This is a genomic window from Brevibacillus sp. NRS-1366, assembly GCF_050467985.1.
In genome coordinates this window covers 58,069-81,125 of sequence record NZ_JBITPN010000007.1, presented here as the reverse complement: position 1 = coordinate 81,125, position 23,057 = coordinate 58,069, and the positions used below count along the sequence as shown (strand labels likewise).

Annotated in this window: 18 protein-coding genes; 17 read left to right on the top strand and 1 reads right to left on the bottom strand. The window is 48.7% G+C overall.

The annotated features are described in order from the left end of the window. Nucleotides 1-44: 44 nt before the first annotated feature. The 3 genes from ACIFQN_RS04695 (at nt 45) to ACIFQN_RS04685 (ending at nt 1,470) form a co-directional block, all read left to right on the top strand. Nucleotides 45-371: a hypothetical protein gene (locus ACIFQN_RS04695; protein ID WP_429831882.1), complete on the top strand. Its 327-nt coding sequence runs from the start codon at nt 45-47 to the stop codon at nt 369-371. An 82-nt stretch (nt 372-453) separates the two neighbouring features. Then, nucleotides 454-951 (top strand): YwhD family protein, encoded by a 498-nt coding sequence (locus ACIFQN_RS04690; protein ID WP_429831881.1) that lies wholly within the window; start codon nt 454-456, stop codon nt 949-951. 264 nt (nt 952-1,215) lie between these two features. Beyond that, complete coding sequence (locus ACIFQN_RS04685; RefSeq protein ID WP_429831880.1) at nt 1,216-1,470, top strand: hypothetical protein; 255 nt, start codon at nt 1,216-1,218, stop codon at nt 1,468-1,470. Between the two features lie 58 nt (nt 1,471-1,528). Here the strand turns inward: ACIFQN_RS04685 and ACIFQN_RS04680 are convergent, their stop codons facing one another. After that, nucleotides 1,529-3,580, bottom strand: a complete 2,052-nt coding sequence (locus ACIFQN_RS04680) for a transglycosylase domain-containing protein (protein ID WP_429831879.1) — start codon at nt 3,578-3,580, stop codon at nt 1,529-1,531. Between the two features lie 204 nt (nt 3,581-3,784). On the opposite strand from ACIFQN_RS04680, the gene speE reads away from it, so the two are divergent. The 14 genes from speE (at nt 3,785) to icmF (ending at nt 23,022) form a co-directional block, all read left to right on the top strand. Further along, nucleotides 3,785-4,618, top strand: a complete 834-nt coding sequence (gene speE / locus ACIFQN_RS04675) for a polyamine aminopropyltransferase (RefSeq protein WP_429831884.1) — start codon at nt 3,785-3,787, stop codon at nt 4,616-4,618. A 21-nt stretch (nt 4,619-4,639) separates the two neighbouring features. Next, complete coding sequence (gene speB / locus ACIFQN_RS04670; RefSeq protein WP_429831878.1) at nt 4,640-5,509, top strand: agmatinase; 870 nt, start codon at nt 4,640-4,642, stop codon at nt 5,507-5,509. A gap of 185 nt (nt 5,510-5,694) precedes the next feature. Next, nucleotides 5,695-6,939: an MFS transporter gene (locus tag ACIFQN_RS04665; protein WP_429831877.1), complete on the top strand. Its 1,245-nt coding sequence runs from the start codon at nt 5,695-5,697 to the stop codon at nt 6,937-6,939. A gap of 60 nt (nt 6,940-6,999) precedes the next feature. Then, nucleotides 7,000-7,419 (top strand): DUF1934 domain-containing protein, encoded by a 420-nt coding sequence (locus ACIFQN_RS04660; RefSeq protein WP_429831876.1) that lies wholly within the window; start codon nt 7,000-7,002, stop codon nt 7,417-7,419. A gap of 75 nt (nt 7,420-7,494) precedes the next feature. Continuing rightward, nucleotides 7,495-7,890, top strand: coding sequence for a hypothetical protein (locus tag ACIFQN_RS04655; protein WP_429831875.1), 396 nt, complete (start codon nt 7,495-7,497; stop codon nt 7,888-7,890). 89 nt (nt 7,891-7,979) lie between these two features. Beyond that, entirely contained in the window at nt 7,980-9,410 is a 1,431-nt protein-coding gene (locus ACIFQN_RS04650; protein WP_429831874.1) for a sigma-54 interaction domain-containing protein, read from the top strand. 170 nt (nt 9,411-9,580) lie between these two features. Beyond that, complete coding sequence (gene ablA, locus ACIFQN_RS04645) at nt 9,581-10,939, top strand: lysine 2,3-aminomutase (protein WP_429831873.1); 1,359 nt, start codon at nt 9,581-9,583, stop codon at nt 10,937-10,939. Nucleotides 10,940-12,039: 1,100 nt separating this feature from the next. Beyond that, on the top strand, nt 12,040-14,118 hold the full coding sequence (locus ACIFQN_RS04640) for a (Fe-S)-binding protein (RefSeq protein WP_429831872.1): 2,079 nt from the start codon (nt 12,040-12,042) through the stop codon (nt 14,116-14,118). A gap of 175 nt (nt 14,119-14,293) precedes the next feature. Beyond that, nucleotides 14,294-15,472: an acetyl-CoA C-acetyltransferase gene (locus ACIFQN_RS04635; RefSeq protein WP_429831871.1), complete on the top strand. Its 1,179-nt coding sequence runs from the start codon at nt 14,294-14,296 to the stop codon at nt 15,470-15,472. A gap of 13 nt (nt 15,473-15,485) precedes the next feature. Then, nucleotides 15,486-16,340, top strand: coding sequence for a 3-hydroxybutyryl-CoA dehydrogenase (locus tag ACIFQN_RS04630; protein WP_429831870.1), 855 nt, complete (start codon nt 15,486-15,488; stop codon nt 16,338-16,340). Nucleotides 16,341-16,371: 31 nt separating this feature from the next. Then, the gene (locus ACIFQN_RS04625) at nt 16,372-17,514 is read left to right on the top strand and encodes an acyl-CoA dehydrogenase (RefSeq protein WP_429831869.1); all 1,143 of its coding nucleotides are present in this window, start codon (nt 16,372-16,374) and stop codon (nt 17,512-17,514) included. A gap of 70 nt (nt 17,515-17,584) precedes the next feature. Continuing rightward, a complete protein-coding gene (locus ACIFQN_RS04620; protein WP_429831868.1) occupies nt 17,585-18,727 on the top strand; it encodes an acyl-CoA dehydrogenase in 1,143 nt (380 codons plus the stop codon). Between the two features lie 208 nt (nt 18,728-18,935). Beyond that, nucleotides 18,936-19,568, top strand: a complete 633-nt coding sequence (locus ACIFQN_RS04615) for a TetR/AcrR family transcriptional regulator (RefSeq protein WP_429831867.1) — start codon at nt 18,936-18,938, stop codon at nt 19,566-19,568. Between the two features lie 202 nt (nt 19,569-19,770). Beyond that, nucleotides 19,771-23,022 (top strand): fused isobutyryl-CoA mutase/GTPase IcmF, encoded by a 3,252-nt coding sequence (gene icmF / locus ACIFQN_RS04610; protein ID WP_429831866.1) that lies wholly within the window; start codon nt 19,771-19,773, stop codon nt 23,020-23,022. Nucleotides 23,023-23,057: the final 35 nt, after the last annotated feature.

The following is a 23,057-nucleotide window of genomic DNA, read 5'->3' as shown; positions in this document are numbered from 1 at the left end:
CTTTAGGGGTGGGAGTGTCAATTGACTAGGAAAGGAACATACACATGGATAACTTGTTTGTCTGGTTGTTTCTGGGTCCCTTTGTGTATTCGATAGAGCTTGGCGGACCACTTATCGGTTTGCTTGTTGGGGGATACTTGCGTGCAATCCTGGGGTTCCGTTTTTGGATCACATTGGGCGTCACTTTCCTAATAAGCTTTTTGTACTATATGATTGTCGTTCCATCCAATACGATGCTGGGAGCTTTACTCATTATTAAAGCGGCGATGGCTGTTCATACTGCCCTCTTATTGACCTTGATTCTATGGATTTTCGATAAAATGTGGAAACGTTATCGAAAGAAAAGGGACCAGCAGCCTGCCGACAAATAACTGGGCACATAGGAAAATTGCGTCGCTGTTGGTTTGCGAGTAGAATATAGAAAGGAGAACGATTGTCTGGAGGGTGTATAGCATGGATATTTTTGATAATAAAAAAGGCGGCTTTACGATTATGAGTGGCAAGACAGATGTTCACGGTGGCTTTGGTCAAGGCGTTCTGGACCTGAATGCTGTCTCCTCGGTCATTATCGACGGTGACGAAGCTTATATTGATATGGGTGCCCTGCATGCCAAAAGTGCAGTAGAAAAAGGCATCAAATGGACGATGAACAAGGAAGAAGTGCCAAATGGCAAGCCGTACTGGCTGGTTTGGGTTACGGTTGACCGCAATGAAGCGGGCCCTTATTATGCTGGGGCAACTGCTTGCTACATGGAGGTCGATCGCGAAGCGCGTCGAGGCTACAAAGTTTTGGCGGACCACGTAAATCGCATGGATTACTCCATGAAACGTCGCATTATGCTGTCTGATCTCGGCGAAAAGGAAAAAGCAGCTTTGAAAAAGCTTTTGATCGAAAACAACGCAACTATGTTTGAAAATTCTACTGAGGAATTAAAGCAAAGTTTAGCCTAAACTTGGAAATCGTGAACGGTATGTGAACAAATGGTGAAATCAATTGTTACCAGTATTGAAGTCAGGTAAACTTGTTTTCATATCTGTGTACATGTACACTGGGTCAACAAACAGGGAAAGAGCCGTCACTCTTTCCCTGTTTGCGTTTGTCTTGCTTGCCTGCCACACGTATTTTAGGCTATTTTTTCAGGTTATGCTTTCCTAGCTTCACGTAAAAACTAATGGGGCTTGAGCCAAACTGTTTGACGGAAGGGGCGGTACCCATTGAACGAAGATCCCCGTGCACAGGAAGTAGACAATGATCATTTTGTAAAGTACGGCGGCGTCCATTTCCGCTCGCACGTGAATCCTGTAGAAATTAACAACTTTATTCGCAAGCTCCCTGCCGGAAAACGGGAAAGCTTGTTTGAAGTGTTGGATGAGCTTAACAAAGCGGGCCTGATCAGTATCGTCAACGACCACGTCTTTGCTGACGGCGATCATGTTATTGGCGGCGGAGAAAATCAGTCGCTACAATAAAAAAATCCTATTCGTTTAAACAGGGACGTGTCTGCTGCACACGTCCCTGTTTTTTTTGCTATTCGTTTGAATTCCACCAGCTGCCCATTCTCTGCCAGAAGGTCGATGAATCAGGTGGCTTTAGAGGTGTAGGTGTTTCGTTGTCAGGCAAGTGATCCGTACAATATTCTTGTGGCTCCGTTCCGCTGGCAAAGTAGAACAATTGGGGGGCCGGGCAATGCTCGGTAGCAAGCTTGCCTGATTCAGGATCAATATACACAGAGATGACACCGGCTGGCATGTCAAAAAGGGCAGGAGGCTGTCCCTTCAAAGCGCTTTCCATAAATTGTGCCCAGATTCTTTTGGAAAGATAGCCTTCTTTTACGTCGTCCACTTTTTGATTTTTGTCGTATCCTACCCATACGGTAGAAACCAACTGTGGCGTAAAGCCACTTAGCCAAGCATCATAGTCGGTAGACCCTGTCTTTCCGGCGACAGGTCGATTTAATTCATTCGCGACCCGAAAACCAGTGCCACCTCGTTCAAAGACGCTTTGCATCAAATTTACCAACAGTGCGGAGGCAACAGGATCAGCTACACGGGTCTTTTCCGGTTTTTCCTCAACCAGGATATTTCCCTGATTGTCCTCGATAGAAGTAATGGCAATCGGCTTGACAGCTTCTCCCTTGTTTACGATAGTGGCATAGGCTGCATTCAGCTCCAATGGAGAGACAGGGGAGGTTCCCAAAGCTAGCGAGGGAACGGCTTGCAGATTGCTGGTAATCCCTAGACTTTTTGCTTCATCTACTACTTTTTGTGGTCCCAGGAAATCAATGGTTTTGACCGCATAGATATTGTCGGAGGTCTTGATTGCCTCACGCATATTGATCATGGCATTGGCATAACGTCCGCCGAAGTTGCTGGGGATGTATTGCTTGTTGTTGTCGTAGGTAAAAACAGTCGGCTCACTTTTCATCAAGGTAAGCGGTGTATACCCGTTCTGCAAGGCGGCTAAATACATAATCGGTTTGAAGGACGAACCAGGCTGCCGTTTCCCTAGCACGCGGTTATACTGACTCGTCTTGTAATCTCGTCCGCCCACCATGGCTTTGATGTAACCGGTAGCAGGGTCCATTGCGATTAATGCGGCTTGCAAATTCGGCGAATCCTTGGGCAAGACAGAAGCGACGATATTCTCCGCTTTCTTTTGCATCACAGGATCCAGTGTGGTATGGATTTTCAAGCCCCCGTGTATAAACAGCTCTTCATCAATCCCGTACTTATTTTTCACGAGGTTGGCAATGTAATCGCGGAAGTACGGTGCTTGTTCGGTCAAATCCTCGGCCGTACTCTCTTTGAGCTTGATCGGTTCGGCATAAGCCTGATCTGCCTGCTTGGACGAAATCATGCCATCCCGCTCCATAGCATCCAGAATCAACTTTTGCCGTGACTTCGCCCTTTCAAAATCATTGAAGGGTGAATAGTACGACGGTCCTTTTGGAATTCCGGCCAAGAGAGCACTTTCAGCGATGCTCAAGTCTTTGGCGTTCTTGCCAAAATAAGTTTGAGCGGCTGCTTGGGCGCCGTATGCGGAATGGCCGTAGTAAATCTGGTTCATATACATTTCAAGAATTTCATCTTTACTATAATTAAGCTCCAACTGGATGGATAATAACGCTTCCTTGATTTTTCGTTCCCACGTTTTGTCTAGGCTAAGATATAGATTGCGAGCCAACTGTTGGGTAATGGTACTGGCCCCTTGACGCATGTCCATGTTGATGACATCGACGTAGGCTGCCATGGCTAAACGCTTCCAGTCAAAGCCGTAATGTTCGCGAAACGAACGATCCTCGATAGCAATCGTTGCATCGATAAGGGAAGGGGAAATCTCTTGAATGGGCACTAAAATTCGATTTTCACCACGATGCATGGTGTCCAGTACGTCTCCAGTGGAGGCGTAGATCGTTGTAGTCTGTTTGACAAACGTTTCTGGGAGCGGCTGCGAACGCAAGTACAAAATCAACAACAAAATAGCGAATGATAAGCATAATAGGCTGAGTATGAACAATTTTACAAATTTCTTGGCCCAGCGCAGATAACGAAGTATAGAAGCCTCACGAATCACTTCCATTGTCCTACCCTCCTTTCTTCCGATTGAATCAACAAATCGGGACATACTAAGACACAGGTTATTTCTAGTATGGGTTACTTGTAAGCTGGATAAACTTGCCTTGCCCCAGAAAAAAACCTTGCATTTTAGTGGACAGCCACTATAATTTTCTTGTTATATGGTATTTTCATGCGGTTACTTGAAGGAGGTTACATAACCATGAATATGGAATTGTGGTACACCGAGAAACAAACGGAAAATCACGGCATTACAACAAAAATTACGGATACCCTATACAGTGAAAAGTCCGAGTTTCAACAAATCGACGTCATTACTACCAAGCAGTTTGGTCGCATGTTAGTACTCGATGGCATGGTTATGACCACCGATGTCGACGAGTTTGTTTACCATGAGATGATTTCTCACGTAGCCCTCAATACACACCCGAATCCGAAAAAGGTTCTCGTGGTTGGCGGCGGCGATGGCGGTGCCATTCGTGAAATCGTGAAGCATGCATCTGTGGAAAAGGCTGTTTTGGCTGAAATCGACGGTGGCGTAATTGAATCATGCAAAAAATACTTCCCGGACATTGCGAGTGCTCTGACTGGCAACCCGCGTGTAGATGTACAAGTGATTGATGGTATCAAGCATATCCATGACCACAAAGGCGAGTATGACGTGATCATGGTTGACTCCACTGAGCCAGTAGGACCTGCAGTGGGTCTGTTTGAAAAAGGATTCTATCAAGGAATTCATGATGCATTGAAACCAGATGGGATCATGGTAGCACAAACAGAATCTCCGTGGTTCAACCGCGAGCTGATCAAGCGCGTATTCAAAGACTTGAAATCAATTTTCCCGGTTACCCGTCTCTATACTTGCAGCATCCCTACTTACCCATCCGGACTGTGGAGCTTCACCATTGCTTCCAAGCAGCATGATCCGTTGGAAGTAGATACAATGAAAATCAAAGATCTGAACACAAAATACTACAATGCGGAAGTTCACCACGCAGCTTTTAAACTGCCAAACTTTGTGGCTGAGCTGACTCGCGACTAATTGGGAGAGGACGAAACCAACATGCGTTTTGACGAAGCATATTCCGGTAATGTCTTCATCCGTAGTCACGGAAACTACGAAGAGAGCCAAGCTGTCATTTATGGTATGCCGATGGACTGGACGGTAAGCTTCCGTCCGGGTTCGCGTTTTGGCCCTACTCGTATCCGTGAAGTATCCATTGGTCTGGAAGAGTACAGCCCTTATTTGGACAGGCTGCTGGAAGACATCAAGTACTTTGACGCTGGCGATATTCCGCTTCCTTTTGGAAATGTGGAAGGCAGCTTGGAAGCCATTCGTACCTTCGTAGCAAAAGTTCTGGAAGACGGCAAGTTTCCACTGGGACTGGGCGGCGAGCATCTGGTTTCCTGGCCTGTATTCCAAGCGGTTTATGAGAAATACAAGGACATGGTCGTATTCCACTTTGACGCGCATACTGACCTGCGTGACAACTATGAGGGATACCAATATTCCCACTCCACGCCCATTAAAAAGGTGTGCAACCTGATTGGCGGCAAAAACGTCTATTCATTCGGCATTCGCAGCGGAATGAGAGAAGAGTTCGAGTGGGCAAAAGAAAACATGCACCTGTATAAATACGATGTGTTTGAGCCAGTGAAGCAGGTATTGCCGACAATTGGTAATCGCCCGATCTATCTGTCCATCGACATCGACGTACTGGACCCTGCCCATGCACCTGGAACAGGCACAACAGAAGCCGGCGGCATCACCTCCCGTGAGCTCTTGGATACCATTCACTTCATGGCAAACAACGGTGCAAACGTTATTGGCTGTGACTTGGTGGAAGTAGCGCCAGTATATGATCATAGTGAGATGACACAGATCGTCGCATCCAAAATCGTTCGTGAACTGCTTCTCAGCTTTGTAAAATAATCAGCAACGCGCTACAGCCTCCGGTTTTGTAAGAGAACCGGGGGCTTTTTGTTCTTACGCCGAGCGCAGAGAAGCTGCCCTCCGTCTTTTAGTAAACATTTTAATTTACAAAGTATTATTATTAAGCTACAATTTTGAAAGAATGTTTCTAATGTTTTCTAAGGATTCCAGGGGAGTTGTTTTCCATGAGAGAGGTTTTTGCTCACGCCGAATTTCGAAAATTGTTTTTCTCCAATCTCTTCTCCGGTTTTGGTCAAGGCATGACGATGATCGGGATCGCTTGGTATCTGGTAGAAACAACAGGTTCTGCGCAGCTGCTCGGCTCAACGATGTTTACTTCAGCTGTTCTGATGTTTTTTATTGGGCCTTATATCGGGACGCTGATTGACCGTTATTCCCGAAAAAAAATGCTGCTCGTGGAAAACCTGATCGGTTTTAGTGTGCTTTGCTCACTTGCGATTTGGGGCTTTTTTGGTGATTACGCGGAGTGGATGCTGATTGTCATTTACCTCGTGACAACATTTATGTACCAGATTCACTATCCGGCCCAATCGGCGCTGGTTCAGGAGACCTTTCAGCCAAAGCATTACAATGATATCAACAGTCTTTTGGAAATTGAAGGTCAGACAGCTACCGTTTTAGCCGGCGGGGTGTCAGGGATCTTGCTCAGCTCATACGGATTGCATGTGGTCATTTTGTTTAATGCCCTTACATATTTGTTTGCATTTTGTCTGTTGTCCACTATGAAGTACACATTTACCCTTGAGCGTGAAGCTAAGCTGAATCAGGGCGTATCCTGGGTGGGACAGCTCGTGCAAAGCTGGCGGTATATCCAGGAAAAGAAAGGCTTCCTCGTTTTTGGGATTTCGGCTTTGATGCCATTCATTGCCGTTATGGCCAGTAACCTGCTGAAGCCGGTATACGTCAGTCAGACGCTCCAGGCAGATGTATCGACCTTTTCTCTCGGGGAAATGGCGTATGCGCTCGGAGCAGTGGGCGCTGGGATCTTGGTTTCTCTGGTAGTACGAAAAATGGGGCAAATGCCAGCCATGCTGGGAAACACCTTATTGTTTGCGATCGTGATTGTTGCTATGGTTGCCCTCCCATATGGCTGGGCGATGATTGCCGCTTATATGGTCTATGGCTGGTGTAATGCGTCGGTCCGGCTGATTCGCCAATCGCTTTATATGATGGTCGTGCCCAAGCAATTTATGGGGCGTGTCATGAGCTTTTTCAACTCAATCGGGATGATGATGCGACTCGTACTGATCGGATTGTTTACACTCATGATCGACTACACGGGTGCGGGCACGGGCTATCTCGTGCTTTCGGGGTTACTTTTGCTCGCTGCATTGGGTGTAGCTGCCACGATGCGGTATTTGCTGGCTGACGCAGAAGCGCAGGCGGCGGTTGCAACCGACGAGCGTTGATCGTACAATGAACGGATAAAAAGCTGGGATCGGCAGTAGAGAAAAAAGTGGAGTGTGGAGATGGTTATGCAAGATGTGCAAATCAAATTGACCGCGAGACATCGTGTCGAGGGTGAATGGGATGAGACAACCCATAGCTATGAGGGGAAATGCGTGCAAAAGGCAACCGCCTGGTATGTGACCTACAAGGAGCAGATGGAAGGGGTAGGCGAGGTCAGCACGACACTCAAGCTGACCAATCAAGCGATTACACTGATTCGCCAAGGCGGCGTTTCTACCAGACAGCAATTTGAAAAAGGGATGAGTACCCAATCCTCATACCAAAGTCCCTATGGCCCGTTTGCAATGGAGACATATACGAACAAGCTGCGAATCCGCTATGAGGAAGAGAATCCGGTGGCGGTGGAAATTGCCTACCAGTTATGGATGAACGAACAATATGCAGGTGAGCATGAGCTGTCCATAGAGCTAGGAAAATAAGCCGCCCTTGGCAAGGGCGGTTTTTTACACTTACAATAGGAGTACTCGCGGCTGGATGTGGAAGGGGGAAGAAGTATGATGTTTGTACTCGTAAACGGACTTATCGCGGGTCTGGGCTTGGCAGCGTTTTTGGCGCTTGGAGATGGATTGTTTGACACCAACACGTTTCCGGTGTTGATTGACGTCAGTTATGTACCTGGCATGGAAAATCTGCCATCCATTGTAGAATTATTGATTCATCTCGTAATCAGTGTCATCCTTGCGTTTTTCCTGATGCATTTTTATCCGCGGGAGCCGGGCACGAGTTCGTTCAAGTATCTCTCACTTTGGATGCTCGGTTTTGCTGTGGCCTTCTTGCCGTTTAGTCTGCTGAGTAATACGGCCATGTCCTGGCTTGCTTTTCTTATTTGGGTATCGGGGCATTTACTGTTTACGATTATGCTTACGATTCAAGTCGGGCGTTATCGATAGAGGAAGTGTAGCGAACAAAGCTGATTTTGCCGAATATTCGGCACGGTGATGGTTTTTTGGCAGCATCGGAGAGGGGAGTGAAAGTCAGGATGCCGTTGTCAGATACGGTAGAAATGTTACAGGCCATACTGGGAGCTATTGACGAGGGAATTCATGTCGTAGATGCCGATGGGATCACCATTTTTTATAATCATGTGGCAGCAAAGCTCGATGGAGTAACATCAGACGAGGTATTGGGAAGGCCTCTCTTGGAGGTTTTTCCTTCTTTAGACCGGCAATCGAGTACCCTGCTCCGTGTCATTGACAGCGGGGAGTCCATTTACAACCAGACACAGACGTACAAGAACTGGAAGGGAATGCGCGTCGAGACGATCAATACGACGCTGCCAGTGCGAGTTGGAAAAAGACTGGTTGGTGCCGTTGAGGTAGCCAAAGACATTGGAAAGCTAAAAGCGCTGTCGGAGCGATTGGTAGATTTGCAGGCGAAGATCAGCAAGCCGAAGCGGACGAAGCGTGCAGTTGATGATGTATCGTTTCATTTTGAAGATATTTTAACGAATAGTGAAAAAATGAAGCTTGTAAAAGAGCGGGCACGTCGAGCAGCCCGCACGACCTCACCCGTTCTGATTTATGGAGAGACCGGGACGGGAAAGGAGCTATTCGTTCAATCGATTCACCAGGCTTCTGCACGCAGCACGATGCCGTTTATCGCACAAAACTGTGCCGCTCTCCCTGCCTCTCTATTGGAAAGCCTGCTTTTCGGAACAACAAAAGGCAGCTTCACCGGTGCAGATGATCGCCCGGGCTTGTTTGAACTTGCGGATGGTGGCACTTTGTTTTTAGATGAGCTAAATAGTATGCCTCTTGATTTGCAGGCGAAGCTGCTACGCGTTTTGCAGGACGGACAAATCAGGCGCATCGGCGGCAGTCAGTCGACGAGAGTAGACGTGAGGGTCATCGCTGCAGTCAATGAAGTGCCTCAATCACTCGTTCAGCGTGGTCTGATGCGCACCGACTTGTATTATCGGATCAATGTTGTTTCCTTTGAGTTGCCGCCGCTGCGTCAGCGTAAGGAGGATGTTGATCTTTTGGTAGAGCATTTTCTGGAAAAGTTTAACCGGCAATTCGGGATGAATGTTCGCGGGATTAGTGCCGAGGTGGCGCGCTTGTTTGCCAACTATGACTGGCCAGGCAATGTACGAGAGCTGGAGCATGTGGTGGAAGCGGCCATGAACATGGTAGAGGCAGATACAATTGATTTGGAGCATTTACCCCCTCATCTGTTGGAGCGTAATCTGGCAGAGGTCTCTGTGGATCAAAATTCGGCTGGTCTAGCGGTAATGCTGCAGGCGCAAGAGGGGCGAACCTTGCCCGATATGCTGCGAGAACTGGAAGAGAAAATGATTGGGGAGGCCATGAAAACAACCGATGGAAATGTGCTGCGCGCAGCAAAGCTTTTGGGAATCCCCAGGCAGACGCTGCAGTATAAGCTCTCGCAACGGACGATCCCTCCCTGTTGAATGCCGAAAATTCGGCAGGAACAAAACGCGATCAAATGGTTAAGACGCTTACAAAACGCTCTATTCCTTATTTTCTAAATGTTTCGATTTGGTTGGCACGACCCTTGCATCTCTTTATTGGCGAGTGAAACGCATGAGCTTCACTATTTTGAGAGGAGATGTGAGTGCAGATGACGGTAGCGACAAAACGTGACTGGCGTACAATTGATCTTTGGAAGGATGTAACGGACGAACAATGGAATGATTGGATGTGGCAGCTTACCCACACCATTAAAACGGTAGATGATCTGAAGCAGGTAATTAACCTGACACCAGAAGAGGAAGAGGGCGTGCGTATCTCCACGCAGACCATTCCCCTGAATATTACGCCGTACTATGCCAATTTGATGGATCCAGATGATCCTACTGATCCGGTTCGCATGCAGTCTGTGCCATTGTCCTCTGAAATGGTTCGTACCAAATACGACATGGAAGACCCACTGCATGAGGATACCGATTCACCAGTACCTGGACTTACTCATCGTTATCCAGACCGTGTTCTTTTCCTAGTTACCAACCAATGCTCGATGTATTGCCGCTATTGCACGCGCCGCCGCTTTTCTGGTCAGATCGGCATGGGTGTGCCTAAGAAGCAGCTGGATGCCTGTATCGATTACATCCGCAATTCACCAGAAGTGCGTGACGTATTGCTCTCCGGTGGCGACGGTCTGTTGATTAATGACCGTGTTCTGGAATATATCATCAGCAGTCTGCGCGATATCCCGCACGTAGAAATTATCCGTATCGGTACACGTGCACCAGTCGTATTCCCGCAGCGCATTACAGAAAACCTGTGCAACATCTTGAAAAAATATCATCCTGTGTGGCTGAATACACACTTCAACCATCCGAAAGAAATTACACCAGAAGCGAAGCTGGCTTGCGAAATGCTGGCGAATGCTGGTGTACCGCTCGGAAACCAGGCTGTTATCCTGGCTGGTATCAATGACTGCGCCAATACGATGAAAAAGCTGGTTCAGGACCTGGTTAAAATTCGTGTCCGTCCATACTATATTTATCAGTGCGACCTGTCTGAAGGGATTGGCCACTTCCGCGCGCCTGTCAGCAAAGGGATCGAAATCATGGAGCATCTGCGCGGCCATACCTCTGGTTATGCAGTACCGACTTTCGTTGTCGATGCTCCACACGGCGGCGGAAAAATTCCGGTCAGCCCGAACTACATCATTTCGCAAGCGTCCGATAAAGTGGTTCTGCGCAACTTTGAGGGTGTCATTACCTCCTATCCAGAGCCGAAGCAATACCATGAGCACGACGAGGAAAACTGCGAATACTGCAAAGCAGCAAAAGGAAAAGCAGTCGGTATCGCCGCTCTCATGCAGGACGAAGCAGACAATCTTGAGCCAACAGATCTGCCACGCAACAAGCGGATCAAGGCGACTAAGGTCAAATCCCTGGCAGATGTTCGTCTAGAGCAAAAAGTCAAAAAAGAACAAGTGGATGCGACCCCAAAAGAAGCATCTGGAAAATAAGAAGCACAAAAGCAGCCACCGGATATTAGGTGGCTGTTTCTTCACTGAATCAGAAAGTATAAGCATTTCGTACCTGCTTCCTGATTCAGCAAGAATAACCTTCCGCGAAAACGCGGTCGCTCATCCTGGAAAAGGCCTCGATAGAGGTTTTCATGATAGATAGATGGATAAAGGGCACATTGATCCAACCATAGTGGTGGGCAGGAAACAGGAGAAAACGCTCCAGCTTCTTGGGCTACCTGCATAGGAGATTCACGGCCCGACTCCGTGAAAAAAACGAAACCGCGTCCAAAGCAGCCGCCTCCAAGGAGTCTCTCAGAGGTGGACGCTTAAAAGCGTGTTTCGTTTTTTCACTCCGCCTCGGTAGGTATCCCAAAGATCTTCGCTTATTTCTCCTGTTTCCTGTGGACAGCTTTGTTTTATCCCATGCTTTCTTGATCTTGTAAGCTCATTCCTCGAAGCGACTACGCAGCAGAACATGAGCGTGGTGTTTGTTAGATGGACCAAACACCCAAGCTGGTGAGAGAAAAAAGAAGAAATAAGCGAAAGTCTTTGGGATACCCTCCGAAGTGGAATGGAAAAAGAGAAACCTGCCTTTAGCGTCCACCCCTGAGATCCATCTTGAACCGGCTGCTTTGGACGCGGGTTTCCCTTTTTTCATGGAGCTGGGCAGGGATGACCCCCAGCAGGTAGCCCAAGAACTTGGGGCGTTTTCTTCTTTTTTCTCTCCTCCACCAAAGCACGGCCCATTTCCAGAGGGAGTTTTCCTTTTTTTACTGAATCAGAAAGTATAAGCATCTCGTACCTGCTTCCTGATTCAGCAAGAATAACCTTCCGCGAAAACGCGGTCGCTCATCCTGGAAAAGGCCTCGATAGAGGTTTTCTTATTGTAAGAATTTTTCCATCTCTTTATAGAGGATGGTTGATCCGCTTTTTGTGTGATAAGATCATTGTGTAGTAATTATGAGCGATCGTTCAGTTTTATTTCATTTTTCAAAAAATAAATATTTCAGACTGAATAGTCATTCATTTATTTTTCCGATTCTGATAAAATATCACTAAAGATTAAAGACAACTCGTATAGAGGGGGAGAAGAAACCATGCTGGCACTTATTAATCTGATCGCTTTTTTCCTAGTTCTCGCCTACGGGCTGTATCTGGCAGGACATGTCGTGTACAGTCGGTACTTATTCATCAAGCTGGGGAAAAAGCCGGATGTGAAAGATGATTTTGGCGTACGTATTAACCTGCTTTTGGATAACGTCATTTTCCACAAAAAGCTGTTGAAGGATAAAAAAAGCGGCGTCATGCACGTCGTCATGTTTTACGGTTTCATCATTTTGCAGTTCGGTGCGATCGAGCTTGTGATCAAAGGGCTTTCCAAAGGCTTTGAGCTTCCATTTGGCAGCGCTCACAAGTATTTTAGCGTCATGCAGGAGATTACGCTCTTTCTCATTTTAACCGCAGTAGGCTACGCTTTTTACCGCCGTTATATCGAAAAGCTCAAGCGTTTGAAGCGGGGATTCAAATCAGGAATCGTTCTTCTTCTTATCTCTTCCCTGATGGCAACCGTTCTTCTCTCTCTCGCATTTGAGCAAATCTGGCTCGGTCATGAGCCTTCGGGCTTTGCTCCGATATCGTCATTGCTGGCTATTATTTTCTCCTCGATTGGCATTGGTTCTGCTGCGGCTGCTGCACTCTTTTACGTATTTTGGTGGGCGCATCTGATCATTCTTTTGGCATTCGCCGTTTATGTACCGCAGTCCAAGCACGCTCACTTGCTGTTTGCGCCAGTCAATGTATGGTTTAAAAAGCTGGACCCGCCAGGCAAGCTCACAAGCATTAATTTTGAGGATGAGACGCAAGAAGTATTCGGTGTCGGCAAGATCGAGGATTTTACACAAACGCAACTGATTGACCTGTACGCTTGTGTGGAGTGCGGACGCTGCACGAATATGTGCCCAGCCTCGGGTACAGGGAAAATGCTTTCTCCGATGGATTTGATCACCAAGATGCGTGATCACCTGACGGAAAAGGGAGCATCCGTTACTTCCCGCACACCATGGATGCCAAACTTTGCTTTTGCACAGACGACTGCCAATCAGATCGCGCTGCAATCGTCTGAGGTGGCTGCGACTGCTGAGGGTATATCAGCGTCTGTCTACGATAAAAACCTAATCGGGGATGTTATTACAGAGCAAGAGCTGTGGGCTTGTACGACCTGTCGTAACTGTGAAGACCAATGCCCGGTAATGAATGAGCACGTGGACAAAATTATCGACATGCGCCGTTATTTGGTTATGACTGAGGGAAGCATGCCACAAGAAGCACAGCGTGCACTGAACAACATTGAGCGTCAGGGCAACCCATGGGGAATCAACCGCAAAGACCGCGTGAAATGGATTGAAGGTCTGAACGGTCAATACGAAGTGCCGACAGTAAAACAAGCAGAAGAGTTCGAGTATTTGTTCTGGGTCGGTTCCATGGGATCTTTTGACCTGCGCAGCCAAAAAATCTCCCAAGCCTTTGTCAAACTCATGCACGAAGCAGGCGTCAAGTTTGCGATTCTCGGCAACGAGGAAAAGAACTCAGGCGATACCGCACGCCGGATCGGGAACGAATTTTTGTTCCAACAGCTCGCTCAGGAAAATATCGCGTTGTTCGAAGGCTACGAGGTCAAAAAGATCGTTACGTGTGATCCACACGCGTACAATACGTTTAAGAACGAATATCCAGAATTCGGCCTGACTGCTGAGGTATATCACCACTCTGAGCTGTTGGCGCAGTGGGTGAAAGAAGGCCGTCTGAAGCCGTCGAAGGAAGTAAACGAGCGCATTACCTACCATGACTCCTGCTATTTGGGACGCTACAATGAGATCTACGACAAACCGCGTGTGATTCTGGAAGCCATTCCGGGAGTAGAAGTAGTGGAAATGAAGCGCAGCGGCTGCGACAGCATGTGTTGTGGAGCGGGTGGCGGCTTGATGTGGATGGAAGAGCACGAAGGCTCCCGTGTCAACGTGACGCGCACCGAGCAGGCTTTGGAGGTCAATCCGACCGCTATCGCCAGTGCGTGCCCATACTGCCTGACGATGATGAATGACGGTATTAAAACCAAAGAACAGGAAGATCACGTAAAAACGCGTGACGTCGCAGAGATTTTGGCTGACGCCATTTAGTCTCACAAGAGCCAACAGCCTGACGATCAGGAAAAGTCAGGCTGTTCTTTTTTTCGTAATTCATTGACTAATCGAAAACAAGACGGCAAAATGAAGATATACAAAAATGAGCGAACGCTCGATCAATTTAATTTTCGTTGATAAGCTATTCTGAAGCGGAATGGAGGGTCATTCGATGAAGACAGTGATTGTGGGGGCAGCACGTACCCCGTTCGGCAAGTTTGGAGGGGCATTGAAAGCTTTGTCTGCTGTGGATTTGGGCGCGGTCGTGATCAAAGAGGCTTTGGAGCGCGCGGGTGTGTCTGGCGATCAGGTAGATGAAGTCATCATGGGGATGGTTGTGCAGGCAGGTGCAGGCCAGGTGCCTTCCCGTCAGGCTGCCCGAAAAGCCGGAGTGCCTTGGGACGTAGCGAGTGAGACGATCAACAAGGTATGCGCCTCCGGGATGCGTGCAGTAACGATGGGCGATCAGATCATTCGTGCAGGTGATGGCGAGATCATCGTCGCTGGCGGGATGGAAAGCATGAGCAACGTCCCTTATGCGCTACCGGATGCGCGCTACGGCATGCGAATGGGAGATGCAACGGTCCGCGATTTGATGATGTATGACGGACTTACTTGTCCATTTGATCAAGTGCCGATGGCGATTCACGGCAGCAATGTGGCCGAAGAATATGGGATCCCCCGCGAGGCCCAGGATGAGTGGGCGCTGCGCAGTCAACAACGTGCTGCAAAGGCGGTCGCAACCGGACTTTTTGATGATGAGATTGTACCCGTTTCCATTCCGCAAAGAAAAGGGGAGCCGCTGCAAGTCACAACAGACGAAGGACCACGCCTGGATACGACACTGGAAGGCTTGGCCAAGCTGCCTCCTGTTTATAAAAAAGACGGAACGATCACAGCGGGCAATGCTCCCGGAATCAATGATGGAGCGGCAGCGATGGTGCTGATGTCAGATGTGAAGGCCGCGGAGCTGGGGATCACGCCTCTCGCAACGATTCTGGGACATGCGCAAGTAGGGGCAGAGGCACCGTACATTGCGACAACCCCGGGACTTGCGATCAATAAGCTGCTGGAAAAAACGGGTATCTCCCTCGATCAGATTGACTTGTTTGAGGTAAACGAGGCATTTGCGGCGGTGACGCTGACGAGCGGCAAAATCGTCGGATGGGACGACGAGAAGGTAAATGTAAACGGGGGAGCGATCGCGCTCGGACACCCGATCGGAGCGAGTGGAGCACGCATTATCATGCACCTCGCCTATGAGCTGAAGAGACGCGGCGGCGGCTTAGGCATCGCGGCGATCTGCAGTGGGGCAGCACAGGGTGACGCCATCTTGATTAAAGTGGAATAGGGAGGCCTTTTACATGAACGTACAAACGATTATGGTCATCGGGGCTGGACAAATGGGGAGCGGAATTGCTCAGGTAGCGGCGCAGGCTGGCTTTCGTGTTTTTTTAAACGATATTCGCCAGGAATTCGTCGACCGTGGTCTGGCTACGATCTCAGGCAATCTTTCACGCAGTGTGGAAAAAGGCAAACTCAGTGAAGAGGAAAAACAAGTGATTCTCTCTCGTCTGGTTTTGTCCACGGATCTGGCTGACGGACGAGAGGTAGATTTTGTTGTGGAGGCCGTTACCGAAAACATGGCGGTGAAAACACAGATTTTCACCAAGCTCGATGAGGTATGTCCGCCACATACGGTGCTGGCAAGCAACACGTCTTCGTTGCCCATTACGGAAATCGCCGCTGTAACCAAGCGTCCGGAAAAAGTAATCGGGATGCACTTCATGAATCCGGTTCCGGTGATGAAGCTGGTCGAAATTATTCGCGGACTGCAAACGGCTGACGAGGTGTACCAACTGACGGAGGATCTGGCCAAGCAAATGAGCAAGGTGCCTGTCAGTGTGAATGATTTCCCGGGCTTTGTCTCCAATCGCGTGCTGATGCCGATGATCAACGAAGCGATCTACTGTGTATACGAAGGTGTTGCAACACCTGAGGCGATTGACGAAGTGATGAAGCTGGGCATGAATCATCCGATGGGCCCCCTGAAGCTGGCTGATTTTATCGGACTGGATACTTGCCTCTACATCATGGAGGTTTTGCACGAAGGATTTGCAGACTCCAAATACCGCCCTTGCCCACTGTTACGGAAATATGTCAAAGCAGGATGGCTCGGTAAAAAATCCGGTCGTGGTTTCTACGAGTACAACAACTAATAGAGGAATTCGTCAGAAAGGTAGGACAGACATGGATTTTCGATTCAATGAAGAACAAGAGATGATGCGCCGCATGGTGCGTGACTTTGCACAAAAGGAGATTGCGCCATTTGTCCCGGTGATGGAGGAGACCGATCAATTCCCGCGCCACATTATTAAAAAGATGGGCGAAATGGGTCTGATGGGGATTCCGGTTGCCGAAGAGTGGGGCGGAGCAGGCGCAGACTTTATTTCCTACATTTTGGCGATTCATGAGATATCCAAGGTAAGTGCGACAGTAGGTGTTATCCTGTCTGTTCACACTTCTGTAGGCACGAATCCGATCCTTTATTTCGGAACCGAGGAACAAAAACGAAAATACATGCCAAAGCTTGCGGGTGGAGAATATCTGGGAGCTTTTGCTCTGACAGAGCCGCATGCGGGTTCTGATGCGAGCAGCATTCGAACCACCGCCGTACGAAAAGGTGACGAATACATCTTGAATGGAAACAAGGTGTTTATCACGAACGGCGGAGAGGCAGATACGTACATCGCATTTGCTGTAACGGATTTTGCCAAAGGTACGAAAGGAATCTCAGCCTTTATCGTGGAAAAGGATACTCCAGGATTTACCGTTGGGAAAAAAGAAAAGAAAATGGGGCTGCACGGCTCCTATACAACCGAGCTGGTCTTTGACAATGCGCGTGTACCTGCTGCCAACCTGCTGGGTGAAGAAGGAGAAGGCTTTTGCATCGCCATGGCCAATCTGGATTCAGGTCGAATCGGGATTGCGGCACAAGCATTGGGGATTGCCGAGGCAGCCGTTCAGTACGCCACGGATTACGCAAAGGAAAGAAAACAGTTCGGCCAAGCAATTGGCAAGCAGCAGGCGATCGCCTTCAAGCTTGCGGATATGGCGACGAAGGCCGAAGTAGCCCGTCTGTTGGTGTATCGAGCAGCTTGGCTGCGAAGTCAGGGAATATCGTGTGGGATGGAAGCGTCGATGGCCAAGCGATTCGCTACGGACACAGCGATGGAGCTGGCGACGGAAGCTGTGCAAATATTTGGCGGCTACGGCTACACGAGGGAATACCCGGTAGAGCGGTTGTTCCGCGATGCCAAGGTAACCCAGATTTATGAAGGTACCAACGAAATACAACGAATTGTGATCGCCAAGCATTTGCTTGCTGACTAATAGGAGCACAGTCCCGCAGGTGCTTATGCCTGATAGGGACTTGCGAACAGCACATGGGGGAGTGATAGATATGAATTTCCAACTGACTGAAGAACATGAAATGATGCGCAAAATGATCCGCGACTTTGCCGAGACCCAGGTGGCTCCGACAGCAGCGGAACGCGATGAGGAAGAGCGTTTTGACCGTTCCATTTTCGAACAGATGGCAGAACTGGGACTGACCGGTATTCCTTGGCCAGAAGAATACGGTGGGGCGGGTGCCGACTATCTGAGCTACGTCATTGCAGTGGAAGAACTCTCCCGTGTGGATGCCTCTATCGGCGTGACCTTATCCGCACAAGTTTCGCTAGCTAGCTGGCCCATCTACAAGTTTGGTACAGAGGAGCAAAAGCAAAAGTTCCTGCGTCCTTTGGCAGAAGGAAAGAAAATGGGTGCTTACTGTCTGACAGAGCCAGGCTCTGGTTCTGATTCGGCAGGAATGCGTACGACAGCCGTTCTCGATGGTGACCACTACGTATTAAACGGAAGCAAAATCTTCATTACCAATGCCGGAGAAGCGGAAATCTACATTGTATTTGCAGTTACCAGTCCTGAGCTGAAGCACAAAGGGATCACCGCCTTTATCGTAGAGAAAGGCATGGACGGCTTTACGATGGGGAAAAAGGAAAAGAAACTGGGGATTCGTTCCTCGCCAACCTTGGCAGTCAACTTTGATAATGTCCGTGTGCCAGTAGAAAACATGCTGGGTGAAGTAGGTCAAGGCTTCAAGATCGCGATGATGACCTTGGACGGCGGACGTAACGGAATTGCGGCTCAAGCGCTCGGAATCGCCCAGGGAGCATTTGAACACGCACTTGGCTACGCCAAAGAACGGAAACAATTTGGCAAACCAATCGCAGCCTTGCAGGCAATCCAGTTTAAGCTGGCTGATATGGCGACCAAAATCGAGGCTTCTCGTCTGCTCACGTATCAAGCAGCTTGGCTGGAAGACCAAGGCTTGCCATACGGAAAAGCTTCTGCGATGTCCAAAGTGTTTGCTGGCGATACGGCAATGGAAGTAACGACGGAGGCTGTGCAAGTATTCGGTGGCTATGGCTACACGCGCGAATACCCGGTAGAGCGTTTCATGCGGGATGCCAAAATTACGCAAATCTATGAAGGCACCAACGAAATTCAGCGTGTCGTCATCAGCAATTACTTGCTGAAAGAATAGAGTCTCACAGGGTAGATCGTCAGTAATCCATTTTTTCTTTGCGGTAAACGGTAAATCTATCTGTAGGAACAAAGAAAAGAAAGGTTTGGCAATGGGCTCTCACTCGCGTATAATGGTTGCGAAACGATACAGAGCCTATGTGTTTGCGCCTTTCTTTTCCATAAGGTGTCTGACCAAACGCTCAGTCGGTTGGAAAGGTGGATTTGTTGTGTCCGAAAAGAGAAAGACCATACCGTCCCTAGTAAAGGACCCCAAGCTGATTGAAAAACGACGGGAACAGATTATTGAGGCTGCCGTTCATCTCTTCATTCATAAAGGCTTTCATAAAACAACGACGAGGGAGATCGCCCGGGCGTCGGGTTTTAGTATCGGTACCTTGTATGAATATATTGAGTCTAAAGAAGATGTTCTTTATCTCGTCTGCGATGCGATCCATGCCGAGATGGAAACTCGTTTACGTGAAGCGATTAACTTTAACGGAACAGGTCTGAAAATCTTGAAGCTGGCTCTCAAAAGCCTCATTCGTGTGATGGACCAGATGAGCGATCGTGTCTTGCTCATCTATCAGGAGTCCAAATCGCTTCCAAAAGAAACCCTTCGCTACGTGCTGGGGCGTGAAGAAGAAATTTCGCACATTTTTGTGGAGATCCTGCACAGAGGGATTGCCGATGGCTCGCTTCGCATTGATGAGAAGCATGTCAAGCTGATGGCTGACAACATCATGGTGCTGGGCGAAATGTGGGTATTCCGCCGCTGGGCGCTGCACAAGCACTATACATTGGAGGAGTACACAGAGAAGCAGATTACGCTACTGCTTCGCGAAATCAGTGTCTCCGACTGAAGATTGAAAGTTTAAAAAGTCCGGGAAACATTAGGTTTGTAGAGTAGGGCTGCGCGCACAGGAGGTGCAAGTGTCGACGTTGCCGACAGGACGTCGGCGGTTTTAGTCGACCTCGCGTCTTCCGCGCCTTGATCTGCTTGGCCCTGTTTGTCCTCCTTTTTAAACTTCTTATTAAAAAAAGATTCTCGGGGAGAGTGGAACGATGGAAACCGAAGTGTATCGTCCGCAAAACAAGGTTCGTTTTGTGACCGCCGCCAGCTTGTATGACGGTCATGACGCCTCGATCAATATTATGCGTCGTATTTTGCAATCGTCAGGAGTGGAAGTGATCCATCTGGGTCATAACCGCTCTGTTGACGATATTGTGACGGCTGCCGTGCAAGAGGATGTGCAAGGAATTGCCATCAGCTCTTATCAGGGCGGTCATGTGGAATATTTTAAGTACGTAATTGATCTGTTGCGCGAGCGGGGAGCAGAGCATATCCGCGTGTTTGGTGGCGGAGGCGGGGTTATCGTTCCACGCGAGATTCGAGAACTCGAAGAATACGGAGTCTGTAAAATTTACTCTCCAGATGATGGCAGACGCTTGGGTTTGCAGGGCATGATTAATGACATGATTCGCCGCTCAGATTTCCCGACTGTCAAACAGCTTGGCGATGAGGTAGCAGGGCTATGCGAACAAAATCACCAGGCGATTGCCCGGCTTATTTCCGTTGCGGAGTATGCGGTGGATCAAGCCCAGTGGGCAGAGCCGCTCAAGAACAGTCTGAACGAGCCAGAAGCCACCATCCCTGTTTTGGGTATTACAGGTACAGGCGGAGCGGGAAAAAGCTCGCTTACCGATGAGCTGGTTCGCCGTTTTGTCCGTACGTATGCGGATAAAACGGTTGCGATTTTATCTGTCGACCCTTCCAAGCAAAAATCTGGTGGGGCCTTGTTGGGCGACCGCATCCGCATGAATGCCAACAATACGCCTCGCGTTTACATGCGCAGTTTGGCTACACGCAAATCCGGCATGGAGCTGTCCGCAGCATTAAAGGACGCGATCAAGGTGGCGCGTGCGGCTCATTTTGATCTGATTATTGTAGAAACGAGCGGGATCGGTCAGGGGGATGCTCAAGTAACGGAAGTGTGTGATGTCTCCATGTATGTCATGACCAGTGAGTTCGGTGCGCCTTCTCAGTTGGAGAAAATCGACATGCTCGACTTTGCCGACCTGATCGCGATCAATAAGTTTGAGCGCAAAGGATCGGAAGATGCTCTGCGGGAAGTACGCAAGCAGTACCGACGCAATCACCAGCTTTTTGAGCTTCCTGATGATAAGGTTCCTGTTTATGGAACGATTGCCAGTCAGTTTAATGACCCTGGTACCAATGTTCTGTTTGCAGCATTGATGCACCGGATTGTAGAAAAAACAGGAGTAGAGTGGTCTGTTGATAATCTGGATACGACTCCGGTAAAAATTCATAAAACTTCGTTGATTCCGACAGAGAGAATCAACTATCTCCAGGAAATAGCCAATACCGTGCGCAATTACCGCCAATATACGGATGAACAGTCTGCCATCGCCCGAAAGCTGTTCCAACTCCATGGGGCAAAAGAAACATTGCTCGCTTCTGGGGATTCTTCGGCAGCGGAAGTAGCCCTTGTACTCGAAAAACAGATTACGCTCTTTGAAGAAAAGCTGCATCCAGAGTGCAAGCGGATTCTGGAAAATTGGCCCAAGCTCAAGGAAGCGTACAAGCAAGACCAGTTTGTGGCCAAAATTCGTGACAAAGAGATTGTTACCAAGCTCTTTAGCGAGTCTTTGTCAGGTACCCGCATTGCCAAGGTAGCCGTTCCTGACTATCAGGATTGGGGCGAGCTTTTGAAGTGGTCGCTAAAAGAAAATGTTCCAGGGGAATTCCCTTACACAGCAGGGGTCTTTCCATTCAAGAGGGAAGGGGAGGATCCGAAGCGTCAGTTTGCCGGGGAAGGTACGCCCGAGCGGACGAATAGACGTTTTCACTTCCTTTCGCAAAATGATGATGCGAAGCGCCTCAGTACAGCTTTTGACTCCGTAACGCTATACGGCGAGGACCCTGATTATCGTCCAGACATCTACGGGAAAATCGGTACCAGCGGGGTCAGTATTTGCACACTCGATGACATGAAAAAGCTGTATGCGGGCTTTGACCTTTGCGCGCCGAGCACCTCTGTATCGATGACGATCAATGGACCTGCTCCGATGATTTTGGCGATGTTTATGAACACCGCGATCGAGCAACAGGTGGAAGCATTTATTCAGCGGGAAGGCCGTCAGCCAACAGAGGAAGAGCACAAGCAAATCAAGGCATACACACTCTCAACTGTTCGGGGAACCGTGCAGGCAGACATTCTCAAGGAAGACCAGGGTCAAAATACGTGCATTTTCTCAACAGAGTTTGCCTTGCGGATGATGGGCGATATCCAGCAGTACTTTATAGACCAAAAAGTGCGAAACTACTATTCAGTCTCGATCTCCGGCTATCACATCGCGGAGGCGGGAGCCAATCCGATTACACAGCTCGCGTTTACGTTGTCCAATGGCTTTACGTATGTGGAATATTATTTGAGCCGTGGGATGCATATTGATGACTTTGCGCCGAATCTCTCCTTCTTCTTCTCTAATGGTCTCGATCCGGAGTACACGGTGATCGGACGGGTGGCTCGTCGCATTTGGGCAACAGTGATGAAGAATCGTTACGGTGGCAATGATCGCAGCCAAAAGCTGAAATACCACATTCAGACCTCAGGCCGTTCGCTGCATGCGCAGGAAATGGATTTTAACGATATCAGAACTACGCTGCAGGCTCTGGTAGCGATTTACGACAATTGCAACTCTCTTCATACCAATGCCTATGATGAAGCGATTACGACCCCAACAGAGAACTCTGTGCGACGTGCTATGGCGATCCAGATGATCATCAACAAAGAAATGGGTCTCGCGAAAAATGAAAACCCATTGCAAGGTGCGTTTATCATCGATGAGCTGACCGACCTAGTCGAAGAAGCAGTCATGCAGGAGTTTGAGCGAATCAGCTCCCGTGGAGGCGTGCTCGGCGCGATGGAGACTCAATACCAGCGCGGCAAGATCCAGGATGAGTCCATGTACTATGAGATGAAAAAGCATACGGGTGAGCTCCCGATCATTGGGGTTAACACCTTTATTAATCCGAACGCCTCCGAGGACGACTACGAGATCGAGCTGGCTCGCGCGACAGAAGAAGAAAAGGAACAGCAAATTCTCAATTTGCGTGCCTTCCAGGAAAGCAACCGAGAAAAGTCTCAGCAAGCGCTGCGCCGTCTTCAAGAAGTAGCAATGGCGGGCGGCAACATCTTTGCAGAGCTGATGGAAACGGTGAAAGTAGCGTCCCTTGGTCAGGTTAGTGCAGCTTTGTATGAAGTAGGCGGACAATACCGCAGAAATATGTAAAATAAGAATCCCTCGGTGCCATGCCGAGGGATTGT

Bases quoted from the DNA above. Each gene is read 5' to 3' on its own strand.
- ACIFQN_RS04695 (WP_429831882.1), top strand. From the start codon at position 45: ATGGATAACTTGTTTGTCTGGTTGTTTCTGGGTCCCTTTGTGTATTCG.
- ACIFQN_RS04690 (WP_429831881.1), top strand. From the start codon at position 454: ATGGATATTTTTGATAATAAAAAAGGCGGCTTTACGATTATGAGTGGC.
- ACIFQN_RS04680 (WP_429831879.1), bottom strand. From the start codon at position 3,580: ATGGAAGTGATTCGTGAGGCTTCTATACTTCGTTATCTGCGCTGGGCC.
- speE (WP_429831884.1), top strand. From the start codon at position 3,785: ATGGAATTGTGGTACACCGAGAAACAAACGGAAAATCACGGCATTACA.
- speB (WP_429831878.1), top strand. From the start codon at position 4,640: ATGCGTTTTGACGAAGCATATTCCGGTAATGTCTTCATCCGTAGTCAC.
- ACIFQN_RS04665 (WP_429831877.1), top strand. From the start codon at position 5,695: ATGAGAGAGGTTTTTGCTCACGCCGAATTTCGAAAATTGTTTTTCTCC.
- ACIFQN_RS04660 (WP_429831876.1), top strand. From the start codon at position 7,000: ATGGTTATGCAAGATGTGCAAATCAAATTGACCGCGAGACATCGTGTC.
- ACIFQN_RS04655 (WP_429831875.1), top strand. From the start codon at position 7,495: ATGATGTTTGTACTCGTAAACGGACTTATCGCGGGTCTGGGCTTGGCA.
- ACIFQN_RS04650 (WP_429831874.1), top strand. From the start codon at position 7,980: ATGCCGTTGTCAGATACGGTAGAAATGTTACAGGCCATACTGGGAGCT.
- ablA (WP_429831873.1), top strand. From the start codon at position 9,581: ATGACGGTAGCGACAAAACGTGACTGGCGTACAATTGATCTTTGGAAG.
- ACIFQN_RS04640 (WP_429831872.1), top strand. From the start codon at position 12,040: ATGCTGGCACTTATTAATCTGATCGCTTTTTTCCTAGTTCTCGCCTAC.
- ACIFQN_RS04635 (WP_429831871.1), top strand. From the start codon at position 14,294: ATGAAGACAGTGATTGTGGGGGCAGCACGTACCCCGTTCGGCAAGTTT.
- ACIFQN_RS04630 (WP_429831870.1), top strand. From the start codon at position 15,486: ATGAACGTACAAACGATTATGGTCATCGGGGCTGGACAAATGGGGAGC.
- ACIFQN_RS04625 (WP_429831869.1), top strand. From the start codon at position 16,372: ATGGATTTTCGATTCAATGAAGAACAAGAGATGATGCGCCGCATGGTG.
- ACIFQN_RS04620 (WP_429831868.1), top strand. From the start codon at position 17,585: ATGAATTTCCAACTGACTGAAGAACATGAAATGATGCGCAAAATGATC.
- icmF (WP_429831866.1), top strand. From the start codon at position 19,771: ATGGAAACCGAAGTGTATCGTCCGCAAAACAAGGTTCGTTTTGTGACC.